The following is a 24,638-nucleotide window of genomic DNA, read 5'->3' as shown; positions in this document are numbered from 1 at the left end:
GATTTAAGGACAAGGCTGGGCAGATGTCGAGCCTTGCACGGGAGTGTGATGAACGTGATGGAATCCGTGACCAAGCCGCACGAACGTTTGGCCGATCTGCTGACGGACGAAATGGGAGCGGTCAACACGCTAATCCGCGAGCGCATGGCCTCGAATCACGCGCCGCGCATTCCCGAAGTGACCGCGCATCTGGTGGAGGCCGGGGGCAAGCGGCTGCGCCCGATGCTGACCATCGCCTCGGCCAAGCTGTGTGGCTATGGCGGCCCCTATCACATTCACCTCGCCGCGACGGTCGAGTTCATTCATACGGCAACGCTCTTGCACGATGACGTGGTGGATGAGAGCGCCAAGCGGCGCGGGCGGCCCACGGCAAACTTGCTGTGGGACAACAAATCCAGTGTGCTGGTGGGCGATTACCTCTTTGCACGGTCGTTCCAGTTGATGACCGAAAGCGGCAACCTGCGGGTGTTGCGGATCCTGTCGGATGCGGCGGCGACAATTGCCGAAGGCGAAGTGCTGCAGCTGACGGCCGCGCAGGATCTGACGACGAGCGAAGAGATTTACCTGCAGGTGGTGCGTGGCAAGACGGCGGCGCTGTTCTCGGCGGCGACGGAGGTGGGCGGCGTGATCGCAGAGCGGCCCGAGGTAGAGATCAAGGCGCTGTTCGATTATGGCGATGCGCTTGGGATTTCGTTCCAGATCGTGGACGATCTGCTGGATTACTGGGGCGGCGATGCCACCGGGAAAAACATTGGCGACGACTTCCGCGAACGCAAGCTGACACTGCCGTTGATCAAGGCCTACGCGAAAGCGAACGATGAGGAACAGGCGTTCTGGAAACGGGTGATCGAAAAGGGCGACCAGCGTGACGGCGATCTGGAGCGGGCGTTGCAGCTTTTGAACGCCCATGGTGCTCTGGAAGAGACCCGGCAGGAAGCGCTGGCCTGGGCGGAGAAGGCGAAGACGGCGATGGCCGCCCTGCCGCAGTCCGAGTTGCGGGATCTGCTGATTGACCTTGCCGACTACGTGGTGGCGCGCGTCAACTGAGCGGGCTTTCGCCGCAGGCCGCGCTTGACCCGATCCCCCTGAAAGGCCAGTTTCGCGCCTGAGCAGACGGACCAGAGATAGATGGCCAAAACACCCCCGCCTTTTGCCCCATTCGAGTGGATGATCGCATGGCGCTATTTGCGTGCCAAACGCGCAGAGGGCGGCGTGTCCGTGATGACATGGATCAGCCTTCTGGGCGTGACTTTGGCCGTCTTTGCGCTTGTGGCGACGCTGGCGGTGCGGGCAGGCTTTCGGGCGGAATTCGTGGATACGATTGTTGGGGCCAACGCCCATGTCACGGTCTATCACACCGAGCGGCTGGACGAATTTGGACGAAGCACGCGAACCCTGCCGGACTTTGAGGCCATGGCAGAGCGTGTGGCGGAGGTGCCGGGCGTTGTGCGGGTTGCGCCGCTGGTCAAAGGGCAGGTGCTGGCCACGGCTAACCGGCGCAATGCCGGGGTCGAGATTTTCGGCATGGATGGCGAGGATTTGAAGGCCATCCCGCGTATCGTGAACCCCGAGACGTCGCGCGGGGATCTGGCAAACTACAACGACGGGATTGCCATAGGCTCGGGCGTGGCGATGACGCTCGGCGTTGGGCTCGGCGATGAGATCAAATTGACTTCGCCGGATGGAGTGAAAACGGCCTTTGGCGTCAGCGCGCGGGTGAAGCGCTACAAGGTCACCTATATCTTCAATGCGGGCCGCTATGACATTGATCGCACGCGCATCTATATGCCGTTCGAGGAAGCGCAGCTTTATTTCAACCGCGAAGGCGTCGCGGATGAGCTGGAAGTGATCGTCGAAGCCCCTGAGATCGTTGAATCCTACAGCATGCCCATCGCCTACGCCGCCGGGGCGGGAACGCTGATCTGGACGTGGCAGGATTCGTCTGGCGCGGCGTTGCAGGCGATTGCCATGCAGGACGATGCGCTGTTTATCCTGCTCGCCATTCTGGTGCTGATCGCCACGATGAACATCACCTCTGGGCTGATCATGCTGGTCAAGAACAAGGGCGGCGACATCGGTATTCTGCGCACCATGGGGCTGACCGAAGGGGCCATCCTGCGGGTGTTCCTGATTGTTGGGGCCTCAATTGGCGTGATCGGGACGGTGCTTGGCGTGCTGCTTGGGGTGCTTTTTGCGATGAACATCGAAGGCATCTACGGCTTGGTAGATGTGATCACCGGGAGCAATAGGGCGAGCCTTGAAAATCAGGGGTTCTTCTTCCCGCCTGCCGAAGTGCGCCTGCCGGATCTGATCAAGACGGTCTTGCTGTCGCTTGGCCTGTCTTTCATCGTCACGATTTTTCCGGCTCGCCGTGCGGCGCGGCTGAACCCGGTGGAGGCGCTGCGCTATGAGTGATGCGGTTCTGCGCCTGAGCGGTGTCGAGAAGGTCTACAAAAAAGGCATGCCTGGCGAAGTGCACGTGTTGCGCGGTGCCGATCTGACGGTGCGGCGCGGCGAGGTTGTGGCTTTGGTTGCGCCCTCCGGCGCAGGCAAGTCGACGCTTCTGCACATCGCGGGTCTGCTCGACAGTGCGGACGCGGGGGTTGTGGAGATCGGCGGAGAGGAGATGCAAAACCGCTCAGACCGTCGGCGCACGGCGGTGCGGCGGGACAATCTCGGGTTTGTCTACCAGTTCCACCACCTGCTGCCGGAGTTCACGGCGTTGGAAAACATCACCTTGCCGCAGTTGGCCAACGGCACCCCGCGCGATGCGGCGGAGGCGCGGGCAAAGGACTTGCTGGCAAGCGTTGGCATTGCGGACCGGGCAAGCCACCGTCCGGCGGCGATGTCCGGCGGAGAGCAACAGCGGGTGGCGTTTTGCCGGGCGATGGCAAACGCGCCGCAGCTCTTGCTTGCGGATGAGCCAACCGGAAACCTTGATCCGGCGACCTCGGACCGCGTCTTTGGTGCCTTGATGCGGCTGGTGCGGGATACGGGGCTGTCCGCGGTGATTGCGACGCATAACCTTGAATTGGCAGAGCGGATGGACCGCTGCCTTCGTCTGGAGGACGGGCATCTGACCACGGCGTAGCGGGAACAGTTTTTTTCCCAATTTGAGACAAATTTGGCCCGAATTCAGGCGTTATAGTTGCATGCGGTATGGATGCGAGGTGACGCCATGGGACTCGAACTGATCTTCACATTGCTTTTTCTGCTGCCTTTTGTGGCGGCGGGTCTGATGGATGCGGGCAGCGCTGACGACGATGAAGAAGAGAGTGAGCCCGGCACAGGTTTGACTGTGGACGATGTCACGATGACGCCTGTTCTGACGGCCCTTGCCGTGGATGATCCGGAAGACGAGAACCGTTCAGATCCGCCCAGCGTGACCGACACGGAAACAGAAGAACCCGAAGCCGAGGAAGATGAGGCTGCAAGGTCAACAGGCAGCACGATCCCCGGTACCATTGGGGACGATACGCTAACGGGCACTGACAGTGCGGACACGATCCTTTCCGGGGCCGGAGATGACAGCGTTGATGCCGGTGGCGGTGCCGATTCCGTAGATGGGGCCTCTGGCGCTGATACGCTGGATGGCGGCAGCGGTGACGATACGGTGCTTGGCTCGACCGGGTCGGACAATATCCTCGGCAATGACGGCGATGATCTTCTGGACGGCGGTGACGGAACCGACTCGGTTGACGGCGGCGCGGGCGACGACAGCCTTCTTGGTGGTGCGGCGTCCGATACGCTCAACGGTGGTCTGGGCAATGATTCCCTGGATGGTGATGCGGAAACGGGCGATGACGGAGCCGGGGATCTGCTGGACGGGCAGGCCGGTGACGATTCGCTTTACCTTGGTGATGGCGACATCGGGACCGGTGGCGAAGGGGCTGACAGTTTTTATGCCAATGGGACGGTGCAGGTTGGCGATTTTGACGCCAGCGAGGACATGTTGATCATCGAACACGCCGGTCAGACCCCACCGACGGTCACGGGACAAACCCTGTCTGGCGCGGGCCTCACCGTGAGTTTCTCGGACGGGACCGTTGTTGTGCTGTCCGGTCTGACGGCGGAAATAGACCCCGCGATCATCAGCTTCGTTCCGCTGCCCGTGGCGACCTGACTTCTGTCTTGTCGTTAGGGGGAGCGGCCCCTACGGTCGCTGACAAACAGCCGTGCGCACCGGGCGCGCGGCTTTCTCATGGGAGACGTCATGCCATCTTTGCCTGTTCGAGAGATCGAAGCCCTTAGCGATAACGCCCTGCGCCGCCACGGCGCTACGCCGGAAATTGCAGCCGAAATGGCCCGCGCCATTGGCTGGGCCGAGGCGCGAGGCAACCGGATCTGCGGTCTTTACTATCTCGAAAGCTATTGTCAGCAGCTGCAGACTGGCCGCGTCGATGGCACGGCGGAGCCGATGATCGCGCAGCCGCGCGCAGCCGAAATTCGCGTGGATGCGGCGCACGGATTTGCCCAGCCCGCCTTTGCGTCTGCCTTGCCCAAAGCGCTTGAGGCGGCACGGAGTCAGGGAATATCAAGCCTGTCCCTGCACAATGCCCACACCTGCACAGCGTTGGGCTATTTCACGCAGCAGATCGCGGAAGAGGGCTGCATCGGGCTTGGCCTGACCAACGCAACGCCGATCGTGGCCCCGCCGGGCGGGCGCACGCGTGTGATCGGAACTAACCCGATTTCCTTTGCCGTGCCGGACGGTGCCGGAGGTGTTTCGATGATTTTTGATCAATCGACGACCACGGTCGCGCTGGGCCGGATCACCATGGCCAAGGCGGCGGGAGAGGCCATTCCGGAAGGCTGGGCCATTGATGCCGAAGGCAATCCGACAACGGATCCAGAGGCGGCTCTGTCAGGCTCCATGGTATCCTCCGGTGGCTACAAAGGCTGGGGCATTGGTCTGATGGTGGAGATTTTGGCCGCCTGTCTTGGCGGCGGAACGCTCAGCCGCGATGTCAAACCGCTGAAAGCGCCGGAGGGGGATCCGCACGATCTTGGCCAGTATTTTATCCTGATCCACCCCCAGAACGTGGCCTTCTTTGAGCGGGTCAGCCAATTGGCCGGGTTTGTTGCGGAAGACGCAGGGTGCCGGATGCCGGGGCAGGGCAAGGCGCCCAGCGATGTGGCGGAGGTACCGGATGCTTTGTTCCAGCAGCTGCAGGACTTGGCCGGGGTTTGATTCTTAAGCTCTTTGCGTGATCCAGACACCAAGCGCCATGACGGTGATCCCGGTGGCCCGGGTCAGCGTCAGGGGGCTGATCTTCGCTCCGAACAGGCCGAAGTGGTCAATGGCGGCAGCGCTGATAAGCTGGCCAATCAGGACAAAGAACACGGCGTTGCCGATGCCGAAATGCGGGGCGACATAGGTGATCGACAACACGTAGAACGCAATCAGCACTCCGGCGAGAAACAGGTGTTTGGGTGCGGCCTTCAACCCGGCCAGCCCGCTGGAGCCATTTGCCACCCAAACCGCTGTGCTCGCCAACAGCGCCACGCAGAACAGGACCATCGCTGCAGCCACCGGAGACCCGAGGCGCACGCCTAGGGCTGCGTTCAAAGCGGCCAGCAGGGGGATGCCGATCCCGGCGAGAAGCATGATCGTGGCGTAGTGAATCATGGGCAATCCTAAGGCTGGAAGAACGTCGCGCTTGCGGCGGCAACAGGTTTGAGATCTGGCAAAGAGAGCAGCGTGGCCTCGGCAAAAATCAGGGCGCGCCCCGCCCGGATGACGCGGGCTTCGCAGCGGACAGCCTCGCCCCGTGCCGCGCTCAGGAAGCGGGTCTCGAGGTTTGTCGTGGCCACCGGTTTGAAAGCGCCAAGACGACCTGCACAGGCAAAGACCATGGCGGTATCGGCCAGCGTCGCCAAGGCCTGACCGCAGACGATCCCGCCAACGCGCGCGATGCTTGGTGTCACGGGGATCTCCAGAACCGTCCGGTCCTCCCCGATTTCAGTGACCTGCGGCTCCAGCGCCTTGACCCAATCGGCGAAGTTTTCGTCGAGCAACCGATTGGCGGTTTCAGGTGTCAGCATCGCTTTGGATCCTCCCTCACCGGCACAATGCCCACAACCGGAGGGCCTGTCACCTGCCAATGATCCATATCATCGCGGGGGTGGCGCGTGCGCGGTATTATTCCCCCACTTGGAAGCTCCAAGTCGCGCTATAATAAAAGAAAAACGGAGCAGGGCAGATGTACCGTGTGATATTGATTTTGGCGGTTTTCCTTGCCGGGTGTTACCCGCAGGAGCAAGCGCAAGAGCCGACGGGACGAGCGCTTTACGAGACCCATTGCGCAACCTGTCATGGCGTGGGCGGGCAAGGGGACGGCGACCTGGCCGGAGAATTTGGCGTTCCCGTGCCAAATCTGACCGTTTTGCGAGAAAGCAATGGCGGGGTTTTTCCGTATGAAGGGGTCATGGCGCAGGTGTATGGCTATCCGGGCCGGTATCATCTTGGCCTGATGCCGGAGTTCGGGCCGGACCTTGAAGGGGCGCAGGTGGATCTGGTTACGCAAACCGGGCAGATCCTGCGCGCGCCACGCGCTCTTGTCGCGCTCGTTGACTACATCGAAACTCTGCAGCAATAGGGTTGCTGAACAGGAGACCGAGATGAAACAGATCGTGCCAGCGCTCGCGGCGGCCCTTACGCTCGCCGCATGCCAGCAACCCAATGAAATGCCCACCCAACAGGAAGGGCGGGCGCTATTTGCAGAAAACTGTGCGGTTTGTCATGGGGCGGACGGCAAAGGTGATGGCGAGATGGCCCGCGCCATGGCAAAGCCACCGACGGACCTCACGCTCATTGCGCTGCGCAACAAGGATCGCTTCCCGCGCGCGCAGATCATGTCCGTGATTGACGGTTATGCGCGTTCGGAAACCGACCGGCCCGACATGCCGGAGTTTGGCGGTTTGCTTGAAGGGGATCTGATCCCGTTTGATTCCGGCGATGGCATTCAGACGCCAACGCCGCGCAAGCTGGTGGCTTTGCTGGAGTATCTGGAAAGTATTCAGGCCGAACGCTGAGTTTAGCGGAGCGAGCAGGCTGCCACCCACCAGCCCGGCTGACGGGCGCGCAGGGTTTTGGCCTGTGCTTCGGCCATCGCCCGGCTGTCAAACAGGGCAAAGCAGGTGGCGCCGGAGCCGGACATTCGGGTCAGGCGCACGCCCTCCAATCCTTTCAGGGCGTTCAGGACGTCACCGATCACCGGTTCCAAAGCGATAGCCGGGGTTTCGAGGTCGTTGCGTTGCTCGGCCAGCCATTGGATCAGGCCATCCGCGTCCACCCCTTCGGGAATGGCTGACATAGCCGGGTTGTCCCGCCGCGACATCGATTTGAAAACCGCCGGGGTCGATACCCCGACCCGCGGGTTGACCAGAACCGCATGCAACAGGGGCAGCGTGAGCGGTGTGACCTGCTCGCCGATGCCTTGCATACGCGCCGCTGATGCGATCATGCAGACAGGCACATCTGCGCCGAAGGTCAACGGATCAACCGGAACAGGCCGGCTCGTCAATGTCGACATGGCTTTGAGCGTGGCCGCCGCGTCGGATGAGCCGCCGCCGATCCCGGCCGCCGCGGGCAGGTGTTTGCCAAGAGTGATGGCCACGGGCGTCTCAAAGGCGCTTGCGGCTTTGTGCACAAGATTGCTGCCGCCCGTCGGCACGCCGTCCATCATTGGGCCGGTCACGTCGAGGGACAAGTCCGGGGCCAACTGAACGGCAACGGTATCGCCCACATCCGCGAACACGACGAGCGAATCGAGCAGGTGATAGCCGTCAGCGCGCTGGCCGGTCACATGAAGCGTCAGATTGATCTTGGCCGGGGCAAAGACCTCAGTTCGAGTCATTCGCCACCTGCAATGGCGGCGCGCCTTCTTCCATCAGGACAACGTCCAGACCAGCTTCGATCTTGCGTTTGATCCGCTCCGGATCGGCCTCTTCGGCGGCGTCTTCCCAATCAACGAAGGATAGGGCGCGTTTCCACATGAACTGCGCTTCCATCTTGCGCCCCACGGCCCAGTAGACATCGCCCAGATGGTCATTCACGATGGGATCAATCGGCATCAAGGCGGCCGCGCGCTCCATCGGTTCGACGGCTTCTTCATAGCGACCAAGGCGATAGAGAACCCAGCCGAGACTGTCGACGATGTAGCCCGAGTTGGGCTGGGCCGCGACGGCGCGTTCGATCATGTCGAGCGCTTCTTCCAGTTTGATTTTCTTCTCGACCAGAGAATAACCAAGGTAATTCAGAACGTTGGGTTGTTCCGGGCTGAGTTCGAGCGCCTTGCGGAAGTCCGCTTCGGCGGCGTCCCAATTGTCGCTGCGCTCGTTACAGATTCCGCGCGCGTAGTAGAGGAACCACTGCCGTTCGGTGATTTCGGAAAAGCGCTCCAGCGCGCGGGTGTATCCGGCGATGGCTTCGTCGAATTTCTCCATCTGGCGCATCAGATCCGCGTAGGCGGAGTGCACAACCGGCAAGTCCGGGTGGCTTTCGCTCAGGGCGCGCAAAACCTCTGCGGCACCTTCCAGATTGTCCTGCGCACGCAGCGCTTCGGCGCGGCCCATCTCGGCGGCGTGAAAGGCCGAGCTTTCACTGGGGACGCGGGCATAGGTTTCGACGGCCAGATCGTATTGTTCCATCTTGTCGAGCAGTTCCGCCGACAACAGGATCGCATCCACGTGATCGGCACGCAGGTATTCCGCCATGCGCGAGTAGACCAGCGTCAGGTCGCTGTTGTTTTCTGTCGCGAGGGCGCTGCCGAGGGTGAAGAAAACCTCTGCAAGGCCGTCTCTGGCGGAGGGAACATGCGTGAATGTGAGGGACTCTTCAGCTTCGAGAGCGGCCCGCATGGACTGCAGACCGGGGTCAAGATCTTGGCCAAAGGCGGTGTCCAACAAGGCCACAGCCTCGTCGTTCCGATCCAGCTGGCTCAGGATTTCGGCGCGGGCCATGACGCCGCGGCGGGTCAATCCCATACCGCCCGGGCTTTCATTGGCGAACAGGGTTTCCGCGCTCTCGAAATCCCCGACAGAGGCGAAGGCGAGGGCTTTGTGATAGACGGAAAACGGCCCCAGGCCCTGAACTTTCCCGACCTCGTCAAAGGATACGATGGCCGCGCTCATGTCTCCTGAACCGAGTTGGGCCCAAGCCTTGCCGAGCCCGTCCGCAAGCGGCCCCAGGCCGCGTTTCTCGGCAATCGCGCTCAGGACAGCCTCAAAGTTCTCGGCCTTCGCGTCCCGCGCGACCATGGCCATGAAGGCCAGCTGGCTTCTATGGCCGTTGCTTATCAGAACATCCGCAAGGTTCGCCGCGTGTTCGATATTGCCCAAGGAAATATTGGCAAGCAGAGCGCGTTCCAGAAGTTCCGGTTTCGTGCGGTCAAACTGGATCGCACGGCCATAGTATTTGGCTGCGGCTTTGAAATCCCCGCTGAAGCTGGCTTGTCGGCCTGCCAGATAATCACCTGCCACTCCGTTGGCCAAGGCGGGCGCGCCACCTGCCATTGCGGCGGCCAAAGCCCCTGCGCGGATCATGAGTCTCAAAGCCATAACTGTTCTGTTCTCCGAAAAAATGCCCCGCGCGCAAAGCGCATTTCAGCAAGCGTAGGGCGTGAGTCCACGTATGACAAGGAGCCACCCTTCACGTTTGCTTTTCAGCTGTCGAGCATTGTGTACTGACGCAGGGTTTCCAGCTGTGCCGCGCTGATCGGATGGCGGAAGTGCAAGGCGCCGCCGTCTTGTTCACAGCGGACCACCCGGGCCTGTACTTTCTGCCCCATGGCATGAAAGGCGACCTTGATACCGGGGCGCGGCGGCACGGGGCCAGAGAAGCGCAGCCCGGTGCGGCTCACATTTCTGATGCGCACGCGAAACACGCTGGAGCCGGTCAACAACGCCATGGACCAGCCGCTCGGCCATCGTTCTGCGCGGTCTTGCAACATGAAAAAGGCTCGCTCCGATTGGGTCGGAGCGAGCCTCGCAGCAAAGACTTAACGTTCGGTTAGGTCGTTTACATGTTCGGGTAATTCGGTCCGTCGCCGCCTTGCGGTACGGTCCATTCGATGTTCTGCGACGGGTCCTTGATGTCGCAGGTCTTGCAGTGCACGCAGTTCTGGAAGTTCACCACGAACTCCTGCGTGCCATCCTTTTCAACAACCTCGTACACGCCTGCCGGACAATAGCGCTGCGCCGGTTCTGCGAATTTGGGGATGTTGATCGCCACCGGGATATGTTTGTCCTTCAGCTGGAGGTGCGCAGGCTGGCTCTCTTCGTGGTTGGTGAAAGAGAAGGACACGTTGGTCAGGCGGTCAAACGACAGTTTGCCATCGGGCTTGGGATAGTCGATCGGCTCGAACAGGGCGGCCTGTTTGGTCGCTTCGGCGTCGGTCTTGCCATGCTTGAGCGTACCCAGCAGCGAGAAGCCGAGCGTGTTGGTCCACATGTCGAAGCCGCCGAGGGCGAGGCTTGCGGTGAGGCCATACTTCGACCAGAGCGGCTTGACGTTGCGCACTTTCTTGAGATCCTTGCCGATCTCGCCTTTGCGTACTTCCACTTCGTAGTCATGCAACTCGTCCTGCGCGCGGCCTGCCTTGATCGCTTCGGCGGCGGCCTCTGCGGCGGCGATGCCGGAGAGCATAGCGTTGTGGTTGCCCTTGATGCGAGGGACGTTGACCATGCCAACGGAACAGCCAAGCAATGCAACACCCGGCGCCACCATTTGCGGCATGGACTGGTAGCCGCCTTCGGAGATCGCACGCGCGCCATAGGCCACGCGCTTGCCGCCTTCGAGCAGGTCCGCAATGATCGGATGGTGCTTGAAGCGCTGGAATTCCATGTAAGGGTAGAGATACGGATTTTCGTAGTTCAGGTGAACCACGAAGCCAACGTAAACCTGATTGTTCTCAAGGTGGTAAACGAAGGAGCCGCCGCCCGCGTTCGAGCCCAGAGGCCAGCCCATGGTGTGGGTCACGCGGCCCTCACGGTGCTTGGCAGGGTCGACTTCCCAGATTTCTTTCATGCCGACGCCGAACTTCTGCGGTTCCTTGCCGTCCGAGAGGCCATAGCGTTCGATCACCTGCTTGGAGAGGCTGCCGCGCACGCCTTCGCCTAGGAAGACGTACTTGCCGAGCAGCTCCATGCCCGGCTCGTATCCATCGCCCGGTGTGCCGTCGGCGTTTTTGCCGAACTCACCGGCGACGACGCCGCGAATGGTGCCGTGATCGCCGTAGACAAGCTCGGAGCAGGCCATGCCCGGGAAGATTTCGACGCCAAGCGCTTCAGCCTGTTCGGCCATCCAGCGGCAGACGTTGCCCATGGAGACGATATAGTTGCCGTGGTTGTTCATCAGCGGCGGCATCGGGAAGTTCGGGATCTTCATCTGACCCGCCTCACCCAGCATGTAGAACTGGTCTTCGCGGACCGGAACGGTCACGGGCGCGCCCTTTTCCTTCCAGTCGGGGATCAGCTTGTCGAGACCGCAGGGATCCAGAACCGCGCCGGACAGGATATGCGCGCCCACTTCGGAGCCTTTTTCCAGAACCACGACCTCAAGGTCGGGGGCGATCTGTTTGAGGCGGATTGCTGCGGACAGACCGGCCGGGCCTGCTCCTACAATCACGACATCATACTCCATGGACTCGCGCGTCACATCCGTCATGGCTACTCCTTCCCGGGAGGCTTTGAAACATTATTGCGCGCATGATTAGCGCGGCAGTGCAGCAAGGGTCAATTGCGACACGGCGTTACAAGGGGCAAAACCGACCTTTGGCACCAAAACTACGCACCAAAACGCCGCCTTTACGAAACTTTATTAGGTTCGCCCGGCCGGTTGTCGGCGGGGAATGCCCGACGGCACTGGACTTTTTACCGTCGGTGTTGCACTGGACGTTTGCGATTGCCATTCTAGGGTGTGATACGCCAAAGCAGCGGGGCTCGGTCGGCCACCGCGCGACAACGAGACTGGAACGACCCCATGGACAAGATACTGATCACCCGCGCGGGCTTTACCGCGCTCGAAGCCGAATTGAAAAAGCTCAAGTCCGTAGAGCGTCCCGCCGTCATTCAGGCGATTGCCGAGGCGCGCGAACTGGGCGATCTGAAGGAAAACGCCGAATACCATTCTGCGCGGGAAAAGCAGGGCTTTATCGAAGGGCGCATTCAGGAGATCGAAAGCATCCTTGGCCTTGCCGAAGTCATTGATCCCAAGACGCTGTCCGGGGCCGTGAAATTTGGCGCGACAGTTCAGGTGGTCGATGAGGACACGGACGAAGAAAAAGTCTGGCAGATCGTCGGCGAGCATGAAGCCAACATCGAAAAAGGCCTGCTCAACGTCAAATCGCCCATCGCCCGCGCTCTGATCGGCAAGGAAGAAGGCGATAGCGTCGAAGTGCGCACACCCGGCGGCGAGAAGAGCTACGAAATCCTCTCCATCGCGTATAAATAACCACGGCAAGCCGCATGTCCGACGATCAAAGCCACGCCAAACCGACGCCTCCGGGCATGTATGACCAGTCCCGTGCTGATTCCGTGACCGGTGTCGAAGTGGCGGCGCTTGTTGCGACGGTTGTTTGGGTTGCTCTGTCCGGCGGCTACTTTCTGCTGGGCGACGTGACTGACGGCGGCGGCATGCGTTTCCTGCTGTCCTTCATGATCATCGTGATGCCGGTTGCACTGATCTGGGTTGCGGCGCTTTCGGCGCGCTCCGCCCGGGTCATGCGCGAGGAAAGCGCGCGCCTTCAGGCGGCGATTGATGCGATCCGGCAGGCCTATGTCACGCAGGCGCAAAAGGGGCGGAACGATCCGCCGCATCCGTCGCTGATGAAGCGGCTGGATGAAATTTCAGCCGGTCAGAAAAACCTCGAAGCGACGTTAACCATGATTGGATCGACGCGCGTGGCGGAGGCGGTTCAGGCGGCTGTCCCGGTTCAGAAAGAAGCGGATGACCAGCCGGCGCTGTCATTGGGGACGCCTGCCGAAGCGCTGCAGCCTCCGCTGTCCAACGAGGATTTCATCCGCGCGCTGAACTTCCCGGAGACCGCAGAAGACAAGGAAGGGTTCAACGCCCTGCGCCGCGCGCTCAAGGACCGCAACGCGGCGCATCTGATTCAGGCGGCGCAGGATATCCTGACTCTACTGAGCCAGGATGGGATCTACATGGACGATCTTCGTCCCGATCTCGCACGGCCTGAGGTTTGGCGCGCCTTTGCCAAAGGCACACGCGGACGCGAGATCGCGCCTTTGGGCGGGGTGCGGGACCGCTCTTCGCTGGCGCTTGCGCTGGGCCGGATGAAGCAGGATCCGATTTTCCGCGATGCCGCGCACCATTTTCTGCGCCGTTTCGACAAGAGCTTTGCGGCTTTCGAGCCGAATGCGTCGGACACGGAAATCACCGAATTTGCCGGAACCCGGTCGGCGCGTGCTTTCATGCTGCTTGGCCGCGTTGCAGGGACGTTCGATTAAAGCCCGAAACTGCCGTAGGGAATGAAGCGTACAAGATCGCCCGTTGCGATGTTTCGCGCCTCATCACCCAATTCGACCAGCCCTTCGCCCCAGTTCAGACCGGAAATGCGCCCCGATCCTTCGGATTTGAAGACTTCGGCACGGCCATCGCGCACGCGGGCGCGCAGGTACTCGCGGCGACCCGGCTTCTTGTTCTTGGAAAAAGCGGCAGGCACGTCAAACCCTTGCGGCGCGCGCCAGTCCTGACCGGCCAGAACGCCCATGGCGGGACGGGCGAAAATCAGGGTGCAGACAAAGGCGGCGACAGGGTTGCCCGGAAGGCCAAAGACCGGCGCGCCATTCCACAGACCCAGTGCAAGTGGCCGCCCCGGTTTGAGCGCGATGCGCCATTCCTGCATGGCTCCGGCTTCCTGCAGGAGGGCAGAAACGTGGTCTTCATCGCCCGCAGATGCGCCGCCCGACGTCAGGATCATGTCAGCCTGCTGGGCGGCCTCATCCAGCCTTTGGCGCAAGGCGGGGCGATCGTCCGGGACACGTCCCATATCGACCGCTTCAAAGCCAAAGCGGCGGATCATGCCCAGCAGCATGGGCCGGTTGGCGTCGAAGATCTGGCCGGGCTCTGCGGGGGAGCCCGGTTCCACAACCTCATCGCCGGTAGAAAGAACCGCGACGCGCAAAGGGCGGAAAACGGGCAGCGTTGCGCAGCCGACAGACGCCGCGAGGGCAAGGCCCGCCGGGGTGATCTGTTGGCCCTTGGGCAGCACGGTCTCACCTGCCTTGGCGTCTTCCCCGGCCTTGCGGGTGTTCGCACCCGGTTTGATGCTGCCGCGGAAAGCGACGTGGCCGTCCAGAACGGTGCTGTCTTCATCCAACACCACGGTATCAACCCCGTCGGGCAGGGCTGCGCCGGTCAGAACACGGACAGCCGAGCCTGAGGGCACGGTGCCAGCATAGGGCGCGCCGGCGGCTGAGCGGCCGTCTACCAAGGGCAGGATGGCATCCCCTTCCGGCAAGGAGGCCGCAGCGAAGCCATAACCGTCAACGGCCGTGTTTGGTGTTGGCGGGTTGGAGCGGCATGCGGTGACGTCTTCGCTCAGCACGCGGCCCATGGCATCGCCCAATGGCGCGTTCTCCGGTTCGACCACGCAGGAGAGCCTGTTTTTGAGCATGTCAAGCGCGTCATCCACCGGGGTCCAGTTGACGCCGGGCGGCAGGGCAAAGCAATCGTTGCGCAAGGGGGGCGGTTTGAGAGACACGGCGGCTTCCAATTCCTGTTCGTACCCGAGCCCGAGGATGGATCCCTCCAGCGGGGCCTCGACGTCCAGCATCGCATGCAATCTTGCGGGTGCAAGGTTTGCCAGCGCGCCTGCAAGCATTTTCACCTGAACCGCATCGCGAATGTCGTCTGGTCCTGTGGCGGCGCGCACAGCGGGATTGATCAACCCCGGCCAGATTTCGACGAGGGCGATGGGCTTGTCCAGCGGCTCGAACGGCCAGACGGCGATCTGCCTGGCAAAACGCTGTCTGATCCGCTCCAGAACCGGCAGGCCCATAAAAACCTGGGACCCGACAGAGCCTGCGCCGGACATTTGCCAGACTGTGAAGGTGCCCTTCGCCGCCACTTCGCAGGTGCGGCGGTCTGGGAACGGGTTGTGATACCCCGTTTGGGTTCGAGGCAAGCCGGGGATGTCTCTTTTGAGACCATTGCCCCAGAACGGGCCGCGCCCGCCCGTGACCTGGTTGAGCCGCCCGGCAAGATCAAAGCGGTTGTTGGATTTCGGGCCGTCTTCGATGTGCTGTTCCAGATAGGCCCAGAAGGAGAATGGATCGGGATGGCCGGTGATCGTCTCGATGAACCTGCGCGGATAGGAGAAGGGGAAGTCGAACCCGATCATCATCCGCTCGCCACGCACAAGCGCGGATTCGATCCGAGCGGTCAGGGCGTCTTCCGCGCTGATCCGGTTGCGATGGTATCGCGGGGCCTGACCCGCCTCCCCGATCCAGATCGCATCCTTCTTCGGGCGTGGCCCGGTGTCGTTTCCCGCGTTCCAGTCCACCACCGTGAAGTGGTTGAACATGGTCACAGACCAACTTCCTTCAGGATGAAATCTGCCACCGCCTTGGTGTCATCCAGCTCGAAAACCGGGCGGTCCAGCTCTAGCGGAACATCGCTGGCCACCGCCCGAATCGTCTCATCCTCCAAAGCGATCAGGGGATTGCCCGTTTCCGCGCGATGCGCCTCGATCTTGGGGTGTCTGTCGCGTTTGTAGCCTTCGATCAGCACCAGATCGACCGGGCCCAGCCGCTTGAGCAGATCGCTCAAGGATGGCTCCTGTGCATCGCGCAACTCGATCATATGCGCCACGCGCTTTCGCGACGCGAGAATCACCTCGGATGCCCCGGCAACCCGGTGGCGGTGCGAATCCTTGCCCGGATGGTCGACGTCAAAGGTGTGGTGGGCGTGTTTCACGGTGCTGACCGAGTATCCCCGGCCCGTGATCTCCGTGACCAGTCGCTCCATCAGGCCGGTTTTGCCCGCATTTTTCCAACCGGTCACACCGTAGAGTTTCATAGTAGTCCTTCCGCCCGGGCCAGATCCTCGGGCGTGTTTACATTGAAGAAAGGGTCGAAGCCATCCGCCGGGAACAGGCATTCGCGCCCGTCATGTTTGTCGGTCCAGAGCACGACTTTCTTCAGGCCCTCGTTGAGCGCCTGCCTCAAGTCTTCTCTCATGGCAACGGGCCAAAGGCCGAAGGTCGGATGCCGGATCAGGCCGGAGCGGGATTTCGACTTTGTCTTGGCTTCGCCCTTTGTCGCGGCAAGAACGAGGGGCAGGTCCTGCTCCTCTGAAGCCAGCAGCAGGCGCGGGACCAGGTCACAAGGGAAGAAGGGCGTGTCGGCGGCAACAGTGACGATAGTGTCCGCGCCGAGCGTGGCGGCCCAGTCAAGCCCGGCGAGAACACCGGCCAGAGGGCCGGGGAACTCCGCGATGCTGTCGGGGATCACCGGCAGGTCGGATTTGAGACGTGCGGGATCGCCGTTTGCATTGAGCGCAACCTGCGCGACCTGTGGGGCAAGACGGGCGTGCACACGGTCCAGCAGGGTTTGACCGCCAAGCGTGAGCAGGGCCTTGTCTCCGCCGCCCATCCGCGTTGCCAAACCCCCTGCGAGGATCACTCCAAGCGGCTGTTTCACGTTTTGCCCTTTCGGCCGGATTTCCTGCTTTCGTCCGGCACGCTGTCCGGGTCCACATCGCGCTCCAGCCGTTCGGCCCCGCTCAGGCAGACAAAGCGCTTTCCGCGCATTCGGCCGATGCAGGTCAGCCCGACCTGCCGCGCGATTTCAACGCCCCACGCGGTAAACCCGGAACGAGAGGCGAGGGTTGGAATGCCCATAAGAGCCGTCTTGATCACCATCTCGGAAGTCAGGCGCCCGGTTGTGTAAAGGATCTTGTCCTCCGCCGTCACGCCGTTCAGGAACATCCAGCCAGCGATCTTGTCCACAGCGTTGTGGCGTCCGACATCTTCCATATAGACCAAAGGCCTGTCTTCGTGGCACAGCACGGTTCCGTGGATCGCGCCGGCCTCGAGGTAAAGCGAGGGGGTCGTGTTGATCTTGCGTGCTAGGGCATAGAGCCAGGAAGTCTTTACCGGCGCGGCGGGCAAGTCGAGCCCCTCCAGCCCCTCCATCATGTCGCCGAAAACCGTGCCCACGGCGCAGCCGCTCGTGCGGGTCTTTTTCTTTACTTTTTCTTCGAAGGTGGTCTGCGATGCGGTGCGCACCACGACAACGTCCAGTTCCTCGTCGAAATCGATGCCGGTGATCTCTTCGTCATCTGCCAGCATGCCCTGATTGCGCAGGAAACCAACGGCGAGAAACTCCGGATAGTCGCCAATGGTCATCGCGGTCACAACTTCCTGACGATTCAGATAAATCGTCAGCGGGCGCTCCTCCACCACGGCGATATCAACCTCGGCTCCGGTGTGATCGAAACCGCTGACAGCGCGGGTCAGACGCTTGGCCGCAGGGTCAGGGGCGATGATGTAGTCGTTGGGCAATTGCATCGGGCCTTTGCGTTCGTGTAGGGGCAGATCAAACACCCCGGAGGTTTAGTGATGGCGCAGAGCCAGGTGATGTCAAGTTATTGGCGCGGTGTGCGTGATGGGATTCCGTTCTTGCTGGTCGTTGTCCCTTTTGCAGCGCTGTTCGGCGTGATCGCCACGGAAGCGGGGCTGTCCGTTTTTGAAACGCTCAGTTTTTCGGTGGTCGTAATCGCCGGGGCCGCGCAGTTCACGGCGATGCAACTCATGACAGACAATGCGCCGACGGTGGTTGTCCTGATTTCCGCGCTTGCGGTCAACCTGCGCATGGCGATGTATTCGGCGTCCATAACGCCGCACCTTGGACCGCTGCCATTCTGGAAACGCGCGGTGGTCGGCTATTTTCTTGTGGACCAGACCTATGCGGCTTCGGTGCTTGAGTATGATCGCAAGCCTGACATGACTGTCTCGGAAAAGTTCGCTTATTTCCTCGGGGTTGTGACGCCGATTTGCCCACCGTGGTACGCGGCCACCATCGCGGGGGCCTATATGGGCAACATCATCCCGGCGAACCTTGGCTTTGACATGGTCCTGCCGATTGCCTTTCTGGCGATGCTGGGACCGGCGCTCAGGACACGGGCGCATGTGTTTGCCGCTCTTGCGGCCACCGCGCTGGCGCTGCTCTTTGCGTGGGTGCCCTACAACCTTGGACTGTTGATCGCGGGGATTGGCGGGATGATTGTCGGGGCCGAGGCGGAACGGAGGGCAGAGCAATGATCGACAAGGCGGATCTTTGGATTGTGATCTTTGGCCTGGGGCTCGGCTCGTTTGGCCTTCGGTTTGTATTCCTCGGGCTGATCGGCGACCGCGCCATGCCGGAATGGTTACTCCGGCATCTGCGCTATACAGCCGTGGCGATCATGCCGGCGCTTGTTGCGCCTCTTGTCGTTTGGCCTTCGGCTACGGGTGGTACGCTGGATCCACTGCGGCTGGCGGCGGCGATGCTTGCGCTCGCCGCGGCCTACGTCTGGAAAAGCATCTATGCGGGTATGCTCGCCGGGGCGGGCGTTATGCTGGCCGGGGCTTACTGGCCGTTCTGAGCAGCGTCTTGCGCGGCTTCAAACTCGGCGATGGCGATGGCTTTGTCGTCCGCATCGTCTTCGTAGAGCTTGCGGTCGCTGACACCGGGAAGCTGGGCAAACTGATCAGCCAGTTTGTTGGGGTACCATGTGCCCGAAATGGATTCGAACCCCGGTAGCTGCTGGAGCAATGCAGAGGTTGATGCGGCGCATTGTGCGGAAGCGACAGGGCCGCGCGCCTGGGCGAGGCGCAGCGCGCGTTCCGCTACTTCGGGTGACACCCGGATGGTCTGAATGCGAACGTGGTATGTCTCGCGCGCGTGGGCACGCTCATAGAAGTCGCGAACGCGCGGGGTGATGCCATACAGCACGTCCCCCGATTCCGGCACCGCCTTGAGGCGAACTGTTCCGGCCGGATCAAAGACAACCCGCTGCGATGCGTTGATCAACAAGCTGGTGTGCGCGCCGGACCCGGAGCGGTTGTTGATCATGGTGTACAGGGTCAACTCGGTCGGCCCGTCATGGCGATAGGCCGCTGCCGTGATCTCCTCGGGCGAAGATTCCTTGCCGGAGTTGTTGGCAGCACAGCCCGCCAGTGTCATGGCGGCCAGCGCCGCAAAAATCATGGCGCGCATGCCGATCCCCCCTTGGTGCGCAAAGGCGGCTTGGCGCCGCCTTCGAAATCAGGCGTTGAAAACCGCCAGCATGATGACGAGGAAAATGATGACAGCGGTCGTCTTGACCGTGAAGGACATGAAACCGTCGAAGGTCTTCTGCTGTTCGGTGACGTCCATCGAGCCGTGCTTGTGTTCAGCCATGATTGTATTCCTGTTCTAGCGTTTAACCCGCGTTTATCGCATTTCACACGCCCTGTCACGGCGGCAAAGCGGTACAAATGTCGCGGCCTCAGCCTGTGCCCAGTTCCTTCGCCAGAAGAAACCCGATCCGGCGCGGTTCTTCGGTTTCCTGCGGCTTTGGAAGCGCGCGCAGGATCACCGAAAGTTGACTGACGTGCTGGATCAATTGCGTGCGCACCCCGGCAGCGTCCGAGCCGTAGAAGGTGATCATGTCCGGGTCGAAATAGCCGATTCCCTCGATTCGCATGACCCCGGCCTCGCCGCCGACAAAGCCCATGGCCACCTCCTGATCCGCATCGAGCTGCTTTTCGAAGGTCTGGATGTAGAGAACCAGCCGTTCGTAGGCCCACTCTGCCGGGCTCTTGTTCTTGACCGGCTTTTGTTTAACTGCTTCGGGCAACGGCTCCAGCGGTTGGGATTCGTGATCCGTGTGCACTTCGATCCGGCGCGGCAGGGCGTCACTTTCCTGCGCCTCCGCTGTGGTGGCGATCTTGTCGTCCATGTGTGCGTCCTCCCAAAGCCGCGCGTCTTATTGCAATGATTTAAGCGCAGGATAGCTCGCGCGGAAAGCACCATATGCATCCGCATAGGCGGAGGTCAGATCCGTGCGAGGCTCAATTGTGCGATCCACGGCGGGCCGGGTCATCACGTCCTGCACCGATCCGGCTCCAGCGCCTACCATGGCGAGCCGTGCTGCGCCAAGCGCCGCGCCGAAGTCTCCGTCTTTCGGCAGGTCCAACGGCAGGTTCAGGACCGTCGCGATGGTCTCCAGCCAGAAGCGGGAAGCAGAGCCGCCACCAATTGCCAGCAAGCCGCCCAGTTGGGCCCCGGTTTGGCCGATGGCGTCCGCGCAATCGCGCAGGGCGAAGGCAACCCCTTCCATCACCGCTTGCGTCATTGCCTTGCGGTCGCTTTCAACGCCCAGATTGAGGAAGGCGCCCCGGATTTCGCTGTCGTTGTGCGGGGTTCGTTCGCCTGAAAGATAGGGCAGGAAGCGGACGGTTTCAGGCCCGTTGATGTGGTCTCCCAAGGCCATGGACAGTTCAGCGGGCTTGGCTCCGGTAATGCGCGACAACCAGTTGAGGCTGTCCGTCGCCGCAAGGATCACACCCATCTGATACCATTGGTCCGGCACCGCGTGACAGAACGTGTGCACAGCGGAGGCGGGTAGGGGCGCATAGCCGTCCCGCCCGGTGAGCAAAACGCCGGAGGTTCCCAAGGAGACAAAACCTTGCCCTTCGCTCATAGCGCCGACACCGCAGGCCGCCGCGGCATTGTCACCCGCGCCGCCGACAACGATCACATCGGACGACATGCCCCAGGCGTCAGCGAGCGCCGGGCGCAGCGTGGCCCCGGCTTCGCAGCCTTCGACAAGGCGTGGCATCTGATCTGGCCGCATCGCGCCTGCGTTCAGAAGCGCCGGAGACCAGTCCCGCTTGCCCGTGTCGAGCCAGGACGTGCCTGCGCTGTCGGACATGTCAGCGAAGTACTCGCCGGTTAGATGGAAGTTGAGATAGGCGGCGGGGAGCAGGACCTTGGCGACCTTCTCGAAGAGATGGGGTTCGTGCTTTTGAACCCAGCGCAGCTTGGGCGCGGTGAAGCCGGGAAAGACGATATTGCCGGAGAGCGCCCGCACATCCGTCGTGGCGTCCAACTGCGCGGCCTCTTCGGCGCTGCGCGTGTCGTTCCACAAAATGCAGGGGCGAAGCACCGCGCCGTCCGCATCAAGCAGTGTGGCGCCGTGCATGTGGCCTGATACACCGATGCCTTTGACGGCGGAAAGGGCGGTGCCATGAGAGGCTTTGAGCCGGGCCAAAGCCTTGTCCAGGGCTGCGGTCCACTGGCTCGGGTCCTGTTCGCTCCAGCCCGGATGCGGGTGCCGTGCGTCATAGGCTTCGGCTTCGGAAGCAACCGGCAGACCCTCTCCATCAACAAGCAGAGCGCGCAGCCCCGATGTCCCAAGGTCCAGTCCCAGATACATGGCAATCCTCCCTGACAGCCGGATGGCACTCGGACGGGCCATCTCTGTTTTAGCTGTCAAACAGGAATGTTGGCGCTAACGCAAGCCCCCACAGGGTGCGCCAAACAATGAGCCCGGCGCAGGAAAGGCGCTTACTTGCCTTCCAGCGCTTCGATCCGCGCCTTCAGAGCTTCGTTTTCTTCGCGGGCTTTTTGCGCCATGGCGCGCACGGCGTCGAACTCTTCGCGCGTGACAAAATCCCGATCCGCCAGCCAGCGGTCCATCATGCCCTTCATGGCGTTTTCAGCTTCGTCCTTCGCGCCCTGAGCCACACCCATGGCGTTGGTCATCAGTTGCGAGATGTCTTCGAAAACCTTGTTGCGTGTCTGCATGGTTCACTCCGGCGTTGCATGTCCGTCCTATATGGTCTCCAAAGGCGACGGTCACAAGGTTGACTTCCCGCCCGGCCCGGAGACAACAGGACGCATGCAGGCATATATTCCTTTCCCGAACCTTTCACCGGACCTGTTCAGTATCGAACTTTTCGGCATGACCTTTGCGCTGCGCTGGTACGCGCTGGCCTATATAGCGGGCATTCTGATTGGCTGGCGGCTGGCTGTTGCCGCCATTCGCCGCCCGAAACTCTGGGCGGACGATGTCGCCCCTATGACGGAAAACCAGATCGAGGATCTGCTGACGTCGGTGATCCTCGGGATCATCATCGGTGGCCGGCTTGGGTACGTGCTGTTCTATCAGCCCGGCTATTATCTGGCGCACCCTGCCGAGATCCCCATGGTCTGGACCGGCGGCATGTCGTTCCATGGCGGCTTGCTCGGCGTCATGGCGGCGGTGTTGTGGTTTTGCAGAAAGCAGAAGGTGCCGCTGGCCTCGTCGGCGGATCTTGCAGCCATCGGCACGCCGGTTGGCCTGTTGTTTGGGCGGCTTGCCAATTTCGTCAATGCCGAGCTTTGGGGGCGCGCGACGGATGTGCCCTGGGGCGTGGCTTTTCCCGGCACGGCGGCGCAGGACTGCGGGCAGGCGGCTGGAGAAATTTGTGCACGCCACCCGTCGCAACTCTATGAGGCGACGCTGGAAGGGCTGGTTCTGGGTCTCGTGCTTTTGGTGCTTGTTCGGCGTGGCTCTTTGAAGACACCCGGCCTCACGGCGGCGGTGTTTTTTGTTGGCTACGGGCTATCGCGCTTTCTGGTCGAGTTTGTACGCCAGCCGGATGAGCAGTTCATCTCCGAAGGCAATCCGCTTGGCCTCGCCTTCCACATTGGCGGCTACGGGCTGACCATGGGGCAGGCTTTGACCTTGCCGATGATTTTCGGGGGATTGGCGTTTATCGCCGTCGCCCGCCGGCGTCTTGCACCGGCATGAATGCGCTGGCTGACAGCCTGAAACGGCAAATCGCCACGACCGGTCCGCTTTCGCTGGCGGAGTATATGACGGCCTGCCTGCTGCATCCTGAGCATGGCTACTACACAACCCGCGATCCGCTGGGTGCAAAGGGGGATTTCACCACGGCACCAGAGATCAGCCAGATGTTTGGCGAGTTGCTGGGGCTGTGTTTGGCGCAGAGCTGGCTCGATCATGGCGCGCCAGAGCGGTTTGTCTTGGCCGAACTTGGTCCCGGACGCGGGACGTTGATGGCGGACGCTCTGCGCGCGACCCGGGCGGTGCCGGGCTTCCATGCGGCGGCTGAGCTGTATCTTGTGGAAGCCAGCCCGAGCCTGCGCGTGTTGCAGGCAGAGCGCCTCGCGGAACATGCGCCCGCGTGGTGCGGCAGCGTGGACGATTTGCCGGACGGGCCGCTGTTCCTGATCGCCAATGAGTTTTTCGACGCCTTGCCCATTCGCCAGTTCAGCCGCGAGGGCACGGGATGGCGGGAATGTGTTGTGGGCTTGTCAGGAGGGAAGCTGGCACGCGGATTGACGGACGCCGTGCCGCAGGACGGATTGGAGCATCGCCTTGAAGACACCGCAGATGGCGACGTCATAGAGACTTGCGCACCGGCGCAGCGTGTTGCAGAATCGGTGGGCGCACGGATCGCGGCGCAGGGCGGTACGGCTCTGCTGATCGACTACGGGGATTGGCGCAGCCGGGGGGATACCTTTCAGGCCTTGGAGAACCACGCGCCTTCTGACCCCTTTGCAAATCCCGGACAGGCGGACCTGACGGCTCATGTGGACTTTGAGGCCATCGCCAAAGCCGCCGCCCCTGCATCGCATAGCGCCATGACGCATCAGGGCGTCTTTCTGGAAAGGCTTGGCATCACGCCGCGTGCGCAAGCGCTGGCCCAAAAACTGGAAGGCGATGCGCTGCAATCTCACATCGCGGCACATCGGCGGTTGACGCATCCGTCGGAAATGGGTTCGTTGTTCAAAGTTCTCGCCCTCTATCCGCAAGGCGCAGCGCCGCCGCCGGGACTGGATCCATGACGCTTGATATCATCACCGCCGACAGCCTTGCCCCTCTGCGCCACGGGTTCTTTTCGCGCCGGGGGGGCGCGTCTTCCGGTGTGTTTGCCGGTCTCAACTGCGGTCCCGGATCTTCGGATCAATCCGAGATCGTTGCGATCAATCGTAGTCGTGTGGCCGAAGCGATGGAGATCGGCCCGGACGCTATGGTGTCCGTACATCAGGTGCATTCGCCGGATGTTGTAACGGTTTCCGAACCCTTGAGTGAGCCGAAGCCCAAGGCTGACGCGCTGGTGACCGATCAGCCGGGGCTTGCCCTCTCCATCCTGACGGCCGACTGCCAGCCGGTTCTGTTTGCGGATGTCGAGAAAGGTGTGATTGGCGCCGCACACGCAGGCTGGCGTGGCGCAAAGGACGGTGTGCTTGAAGCGACCGTTGATGCCATGGAGGCGCTGGGCGCATCGCGCGATAAGATTAAGGCGGTCATCGGCCCGTCGATTTCCCAGAAGGCCTATGAAGTCGGCCCCGAGTTCCTGGACGGCTTCCTGAAGGATGATCCCGCGAACGCCCGATTCTTTGCCGGTGGGGCTGATGACCGGGTGCATTTTGATTTGCCCGGCTACGGGCTTCACCGTCTGCGCGAAGCCGGGGTCGAAGCCGAGTGGACTCGGCATTGCACCTATTCGGATCCGGACCGGTTTTTCAGCTATCGCCGTGCGACGCATGAAAAGGAAGCGGACTACGGGCGGCTGATTTCGGTTATTCGTCTGTAAGCCGGAAACAACGGCCACAAAGCCAAGCAATTATCCCGC

Annotated in this window: 29 protein-coding genes; 14 read left to right on the top strand and 15 right to left on the bottom strand. The window is 61.8% G+C overall.

From position 1 onward, the window contains the following. The first annotated feature begins 48 nt into the window (after window positions 1-48). The 5 genes from E4662_RS11810 (at window position 49) to E4662_RS11790 (ending at window position 5,191) form a co-directional block, all read left to right on the top strand. Entirely contained in the window at window positions 49-1,047 is a 999-nt protein-coding gene (locus tag E4662_RS11810; protein WP_136441778.1) for a polyprenyl synthetase family protein, read from the top strand. Window positions 1,048-1,128: 81 nt separating this feature from the next. After that, window positions 1,129-2,415: an ABC transporter permease gene (locus tag E4662_RS11805; RefSeq protein WP_136441777.1), complete on the top strand. Its 1,287-nt coding sequence runs from the start codon at window positions 1,129-1,131 to the stop codon at window positions 2,413-2,415. Further along, window positions 2,408-3,091 carry an ABC transporter ATP-binding protein gene (locus E4662_RS11800; RefSeq protein ID WP_136441775.1) on the top strand — a complete coding sequence of 228 codons (684 nt, stop codon included), beginning with the start codon at window positions 2,408-2,410 and terminating at the stop codon, window positions 3,089-3,091. The genes E4662_RS11805 and E4662_RS11800 overlap by 8 nt, the downstream gene beginning before the upstream one ends. An 87-nt stretch (window positions 3,092-3,178) precedes the next feature. Then, window positions 3,179-4,123, top strand: coding sequence for a calcium-binding protein (locus tag E4662_RS11795; RefSeq protein WP_136441773.1), 945 nt, complete (start codon window positions 3,179-3,181; stop codon window positions 4,121-4,123). 90 nt (window positions 4,124-4,213) lie between these two features. Then, window positions 4,214-5,191, top strand: coding sequence for an Ldh family oxidoreductase (locus tag E4662_RS11790; protein ID WP_136441771.1), 978 nt, complete (start codon window positions 4,214-4,216; stop codon window positions 5,189-5,191). 3 nt (window positions 5,192-5,194) lie between these two features. On the opposite strand, the gene E4662_RS11785 is transcribed toward E4662_RS11790, so the two are convergent. Both E4662_RS11785 and E4662_RS11780 read right to left on the bottom strand, forming a co-directional pair. Then, a complete protein-coding gene (locus E4662_RS11785; RefSeq protein WP_136441770.1) occupies window positions 5,195-5,629 on the bottom strand; it encodes a DMT family transporter in 435 nt (144 codons plus the stop codon). Between the two features lie 8 nt (window positions 5,630-5,637). After that, window positions 5,638-6,045, bottom strand: coding sequence for a PaaI family thioesterase (locus tag E4662_RS11780; protein WP_240705176.1), 408 nt, complete (start codon window positions 6,043-6,045; stop codon window positions 5,638-5,640). Between the two features lie 158 nt (window positions 6,046-6,203). Here E4662_RS11780 and E4662_RS11775 point away from each other — a divergent pair, with 158 nt between their 5' ends. Both E4662_RS11775 and E4662_RS11770 read left to right on the top strand, forming a co-directional pair. Then, window positions 6,204-6,599 (top strand): c-type cytochrome, encoded by a 396-nt coding sequence (locus tag E4662_RS11775; protein WP_136441768.1) that lies wholly within the window; start codon window positions 6,204-6,206, stop codon window positions 6,597-6,599. 22 nt (window positions 6,600-6,621) lie between these two features. Then, window positions 6,622-7,035, top strand: a complete 414-nt coding sequence (locus E4662_RS11770; RefSeq protein ID WP_136441766.1) for a c-type cytochrome — start codon at window positions 6,622-6,624, stop codon at window positions 7,033-7,035. Window positions 7,036-7,037: 2 nt separating this feature from the next. Here the strand turns inward: E4662_RS11770 and E4662_RS11765 are convergent, their stop codons facing one another. From E4662_RS11765 to E4662_RS11750, 4 genes are all read right to left on the bottom strand, one after another. After that, window positions 7,038-7,859: a 4-(cytidine 5'-diphospho)-2-C-methyl-D-erythritol kinase gene (locus E4662_RS11765; RefSeq protein ID WP_136441764.1), complete on the bottom strand. Its 822-nt coding sequence runs from the start codon at window positions 7,857-7,859 to the stop codon at window positions 7,038-7,040. Further along, entirely contained in the window at window positions 7,846-9,561 is a 1,716-nt protein-coding gene (locus E4662_RS11760; protein WP_136441762.1) for a tetratricopeptide repeat protein, read from the bottom strand. Before E4662_RS11760 ends, E4662_RS11765 begins: the two co-directional genes overlap by 14 nt. Window positions 9,562-9,665: 104 nt before the next feature. Continuing rightward, complete coding sequence (locus E4662_RS11755; protein WP_136441760.1) at window positions 9,666-9,953, bottom strand: PilZ domain-containing protein; 288 nt, start codon at window positions 9,951-9,953, stop codon at window positions 9,666-9,668. 68 nt (window positions 9,954-10,021) lie between these two features. Continuing rightward, window positions 10,022-11,668, bottom strand: a complete 1,647-nt coding sequence (locus E4662_RS11750; protein WP_136441758.1) for an electron transfer flavoprotein-ubiquinone oxidoreductase — start codon at window positions 11,666-11,668, stop codon at window positions 10,022-10,024. Between the two features lie 315 nt (window positions 11,669-11,983). On the opposite strand from E4662_RS11750, the gene greA reads away from it, so the two are divergent. After that, a complete protein-coding gene (gene greA / locus E4662_RS11745; protein ID WP_136441756.1) occupies window positions 11,984-12,454 on the top strand; it encodes a transcription elongation factor GreA in 471 nt (156 codons plus the stop codon). 14 nt (window positions 12,455-12,468) lie between these two features. Further along, complete coding sequence (locus tag E4662_RS11740) at window positions 12,469-13,470, top strand: hypothetical protein (protein WP_136441755.1); 1,002 nt, start codon at window positions 12,469-12,471, stop codon at window positions 13,468-13,470. On the opposite strand, the gene E4662_RS11735 is transcribed toward E4662_RS11740, so the two are convergent. Genes E4662_RS11735 through E4662_RS11720 form a run of 4 tightly spaced genes read right to left on the bottom strand, consistent with a single transcriptional unit; the run spans window position 13,467 to window position 17,534 of the window. Next, entirely contained in the window at window positions 13,467-15,548 is a 2,082-nt protein-coding gene (locus E4662_RS11735) for a molybdenum cofactor synthesis domain-containing protein (RefSeq protein ID WP_136442108.1), read from the bottom strand. The two genes, E4662_RS11740 and E4662_RS11735, sit on opposite strands and share 4 nt — an antisense overlap. Before the next feature lie 2 nt (window positions 15,549-15,550). Next, window positions 15,551-16,042, bottom strand: coding sequence for a molybdopterin-guanine dinucleotide biosynthesis protein B (gene mobB, locus E4662_RS11730; RefSeq protein WP_136441753.1), 492 nt, complete (start codon window positions 16,040-16,042; stop codon window positions 15,551-15,553). Beyond that, complete coding sequence (mobA, locus tag E4662_RS11725; protein ID WP_136441752.1) at window positions 16,039-16,665, bottom strand: molybdenum cofactor guanylyltransferase MobA; 627 nt, start codon at window positions 16,663-16,665, stop codon at window positions 16,039-16,041. Before mobA ends, mobB begins: the two co-directional genes overlap by 4 nt. Beyond that, window positions 16,662-17,534: a formate dehydrogenase accessory sulfurtransferase FdhD gene (locus E4662_RS11720; RefSeq protein WP_168797962.1), complete on the bottom strand. Its 873-nt coding sequence runs from the start codon at window positions 17,532-17,534 to the stop codon at window positions 16,662-16,664. Before E4662_RS11720 ends, mobA begins: the two co-directional genes overlap by 4 nt. A gap of 51 nt (window positions 17,535-17,585) precedes the next feature. On the opposite strand from E4662_RS11720, the gene E4662_RS11715 reads away from it, so the two are divergent. Together E4662_RS11715 and E4662_RS11710 are read left to right on the top strand one after the other, a co-directional pair. Beyond that, the gene (locus E4662_RS11715) at window positions 17,586-18,287 is read left to right on the top strand and encodes an AzlC family ABC transporter permease (protein WP_136441750.1); all 702 of its coding nucleotides are present in this window, start codon (window positions 17,586-17,588) and stop codon (window positions 18,285-18,287) included. Continuing rightward, window positions 18,284-18,610 carry an AzlD domain-containing protein gene (locus E4662_RS11710; protein ID WP_136441749.1) on the top strand — a complete coding sequence of 109 codons (327 nt, stop codon included), beginning with the start codon at window positions 18,284-18,286 and terminating at the stop codon, window positions 18,608-18,610. Before E4662_RS11715 ends, E4662_RS11710 begins: the two co-directional genes overlap by 4 nt. On the opposite strand, the gene E4662_RS11705 is transcribed toward E4662_RS11710, so the two are convergent. From E4662_RS11705 to E4662_RS11685, 5 genes are all read right to left on the bottom strand, one after another. Continuing rightward, on the bottom strand, window positions 18,595-19,224 hold the full coding sequence (locus E4662_RS11705; RefSeq protein ID WP_206080288.1) for a hypothetical protein: 630 nt from the start codon (window positions 19,222-19,224) through the stop codon (window positions 18,595-18,597). The two genes, E4662_RS11710 and E4662_RS11705, sit on opposite strands and share 16 nt — an antisense overlap. Before the next feature lie 48 nt (window positions 19,225-19,272). Continuing rightward, window positions 19,273-19,407: an aa3-type cytochrome c oxidase subunit IV gene (locus E4662_RS11700; RefSeq protein WP_136441748.1), complete on the bottom strand. Its 135-nt coding sequence runs from the start codon at window positions 19,405-19,407 to the stop codon at window positions 19,273-19,275. A gap of 88 nt (window positions 19,408-19,495) precedes the next feature. Then, complete coding sequence (locus E4662_RS11695) at window positions 19,496-19,948, bottom strand: DUF6173 family protein (RefSeq protein ID WP_136441747.1); 453 nt, start codon at window positions 19,946-19,948, stop codon at window positions 19,496-19,498. 27 nt (window positions 19,949-19,975) lie between these two features. After that, on the bottom strand, window positions 19,976-21,427 hold the full coding sequence (xylB, locus tag E4662_RS11690) for a xylulokinase (RefSeq protein WP_136441746.1): 1,452 nt from the start codon (window positions 21,425-21,427) through the stop codon (window positions 19,976-19,978). Between the two features lie 131 nt (window positions 21,428-21,558). After that, window positions 21,559-21,798, bottom strand: coding sequence for an accessory factor UbiK family protein (locus tag E4662_RS11685; RefSeq protein ID WP_136441745.1), 240 nt, complete (start codon window positions 21,796-21,798; stop codon window positions 21,559-21,561). A gap of 94 nt (window positions 21,799-21,892) precedes the next feature. Between E4662_RS11685 and lgt the strand changes: the two genes are divergently transcribed. From lgt to pgeF, 3 genes are read left to right on the top strand one after another with little or no spacing between them, the layout of a single operon-like run. Then, entirely contained in the window at window positions 21,893-22,786 is an 894-nt protein-coding gene (gene lgt / locus E4662_RS11680) for a prolipoprotein diacylglyceryl transferase (RefSeq protein WP_136441744.1), read from the top strand. Then, window positions 22,783-23,847, top strand: a complete 1,065-nt coding sequence (locus E4662_RS11675) for a class I SAM-dependent methyltransferase (protein ID WP_136441743.1) — start codon at window positions 22,783-22,785, stop codon at window positions 23,845-23,847. The genes lgt and E4662_RS11675 overlap by 4 nt, the downstream gene beginning before the upstream one ends. Next, a complete protein-coding gene (gene pgeF / locus E4662_RS11670; protein ID WP_136441742.1) occupies window positions 23,844-24,599 on the top strand; it encodes a peptidoglycan editing factor PgeF in 756 nt (251 codons plus the stop codon). Before E4662_RS11675 ends, pgeF begins: the two co-directional genes overlap by 4 nt. Window positions 24,600-24,638: the final 39 nt, after the last annotated feature.

Origin of the sequence: Pacificoceanicola onchidii (assembly GCF_004804335.1) — a bacterium.
GTDB classification, from domain to species: domain Bacteria; phylum Pseudomonadota; class Alphaproteobacteria; order Rhodobacterales; family Rhodobacteraceae; genus Pacificoceanicola; species Pacificoceanicola onchidii.
Note: the sequence above shows the minus strand (reverse complement) of the source record. Positions and strands in the feature narration are given on the sequence as shown.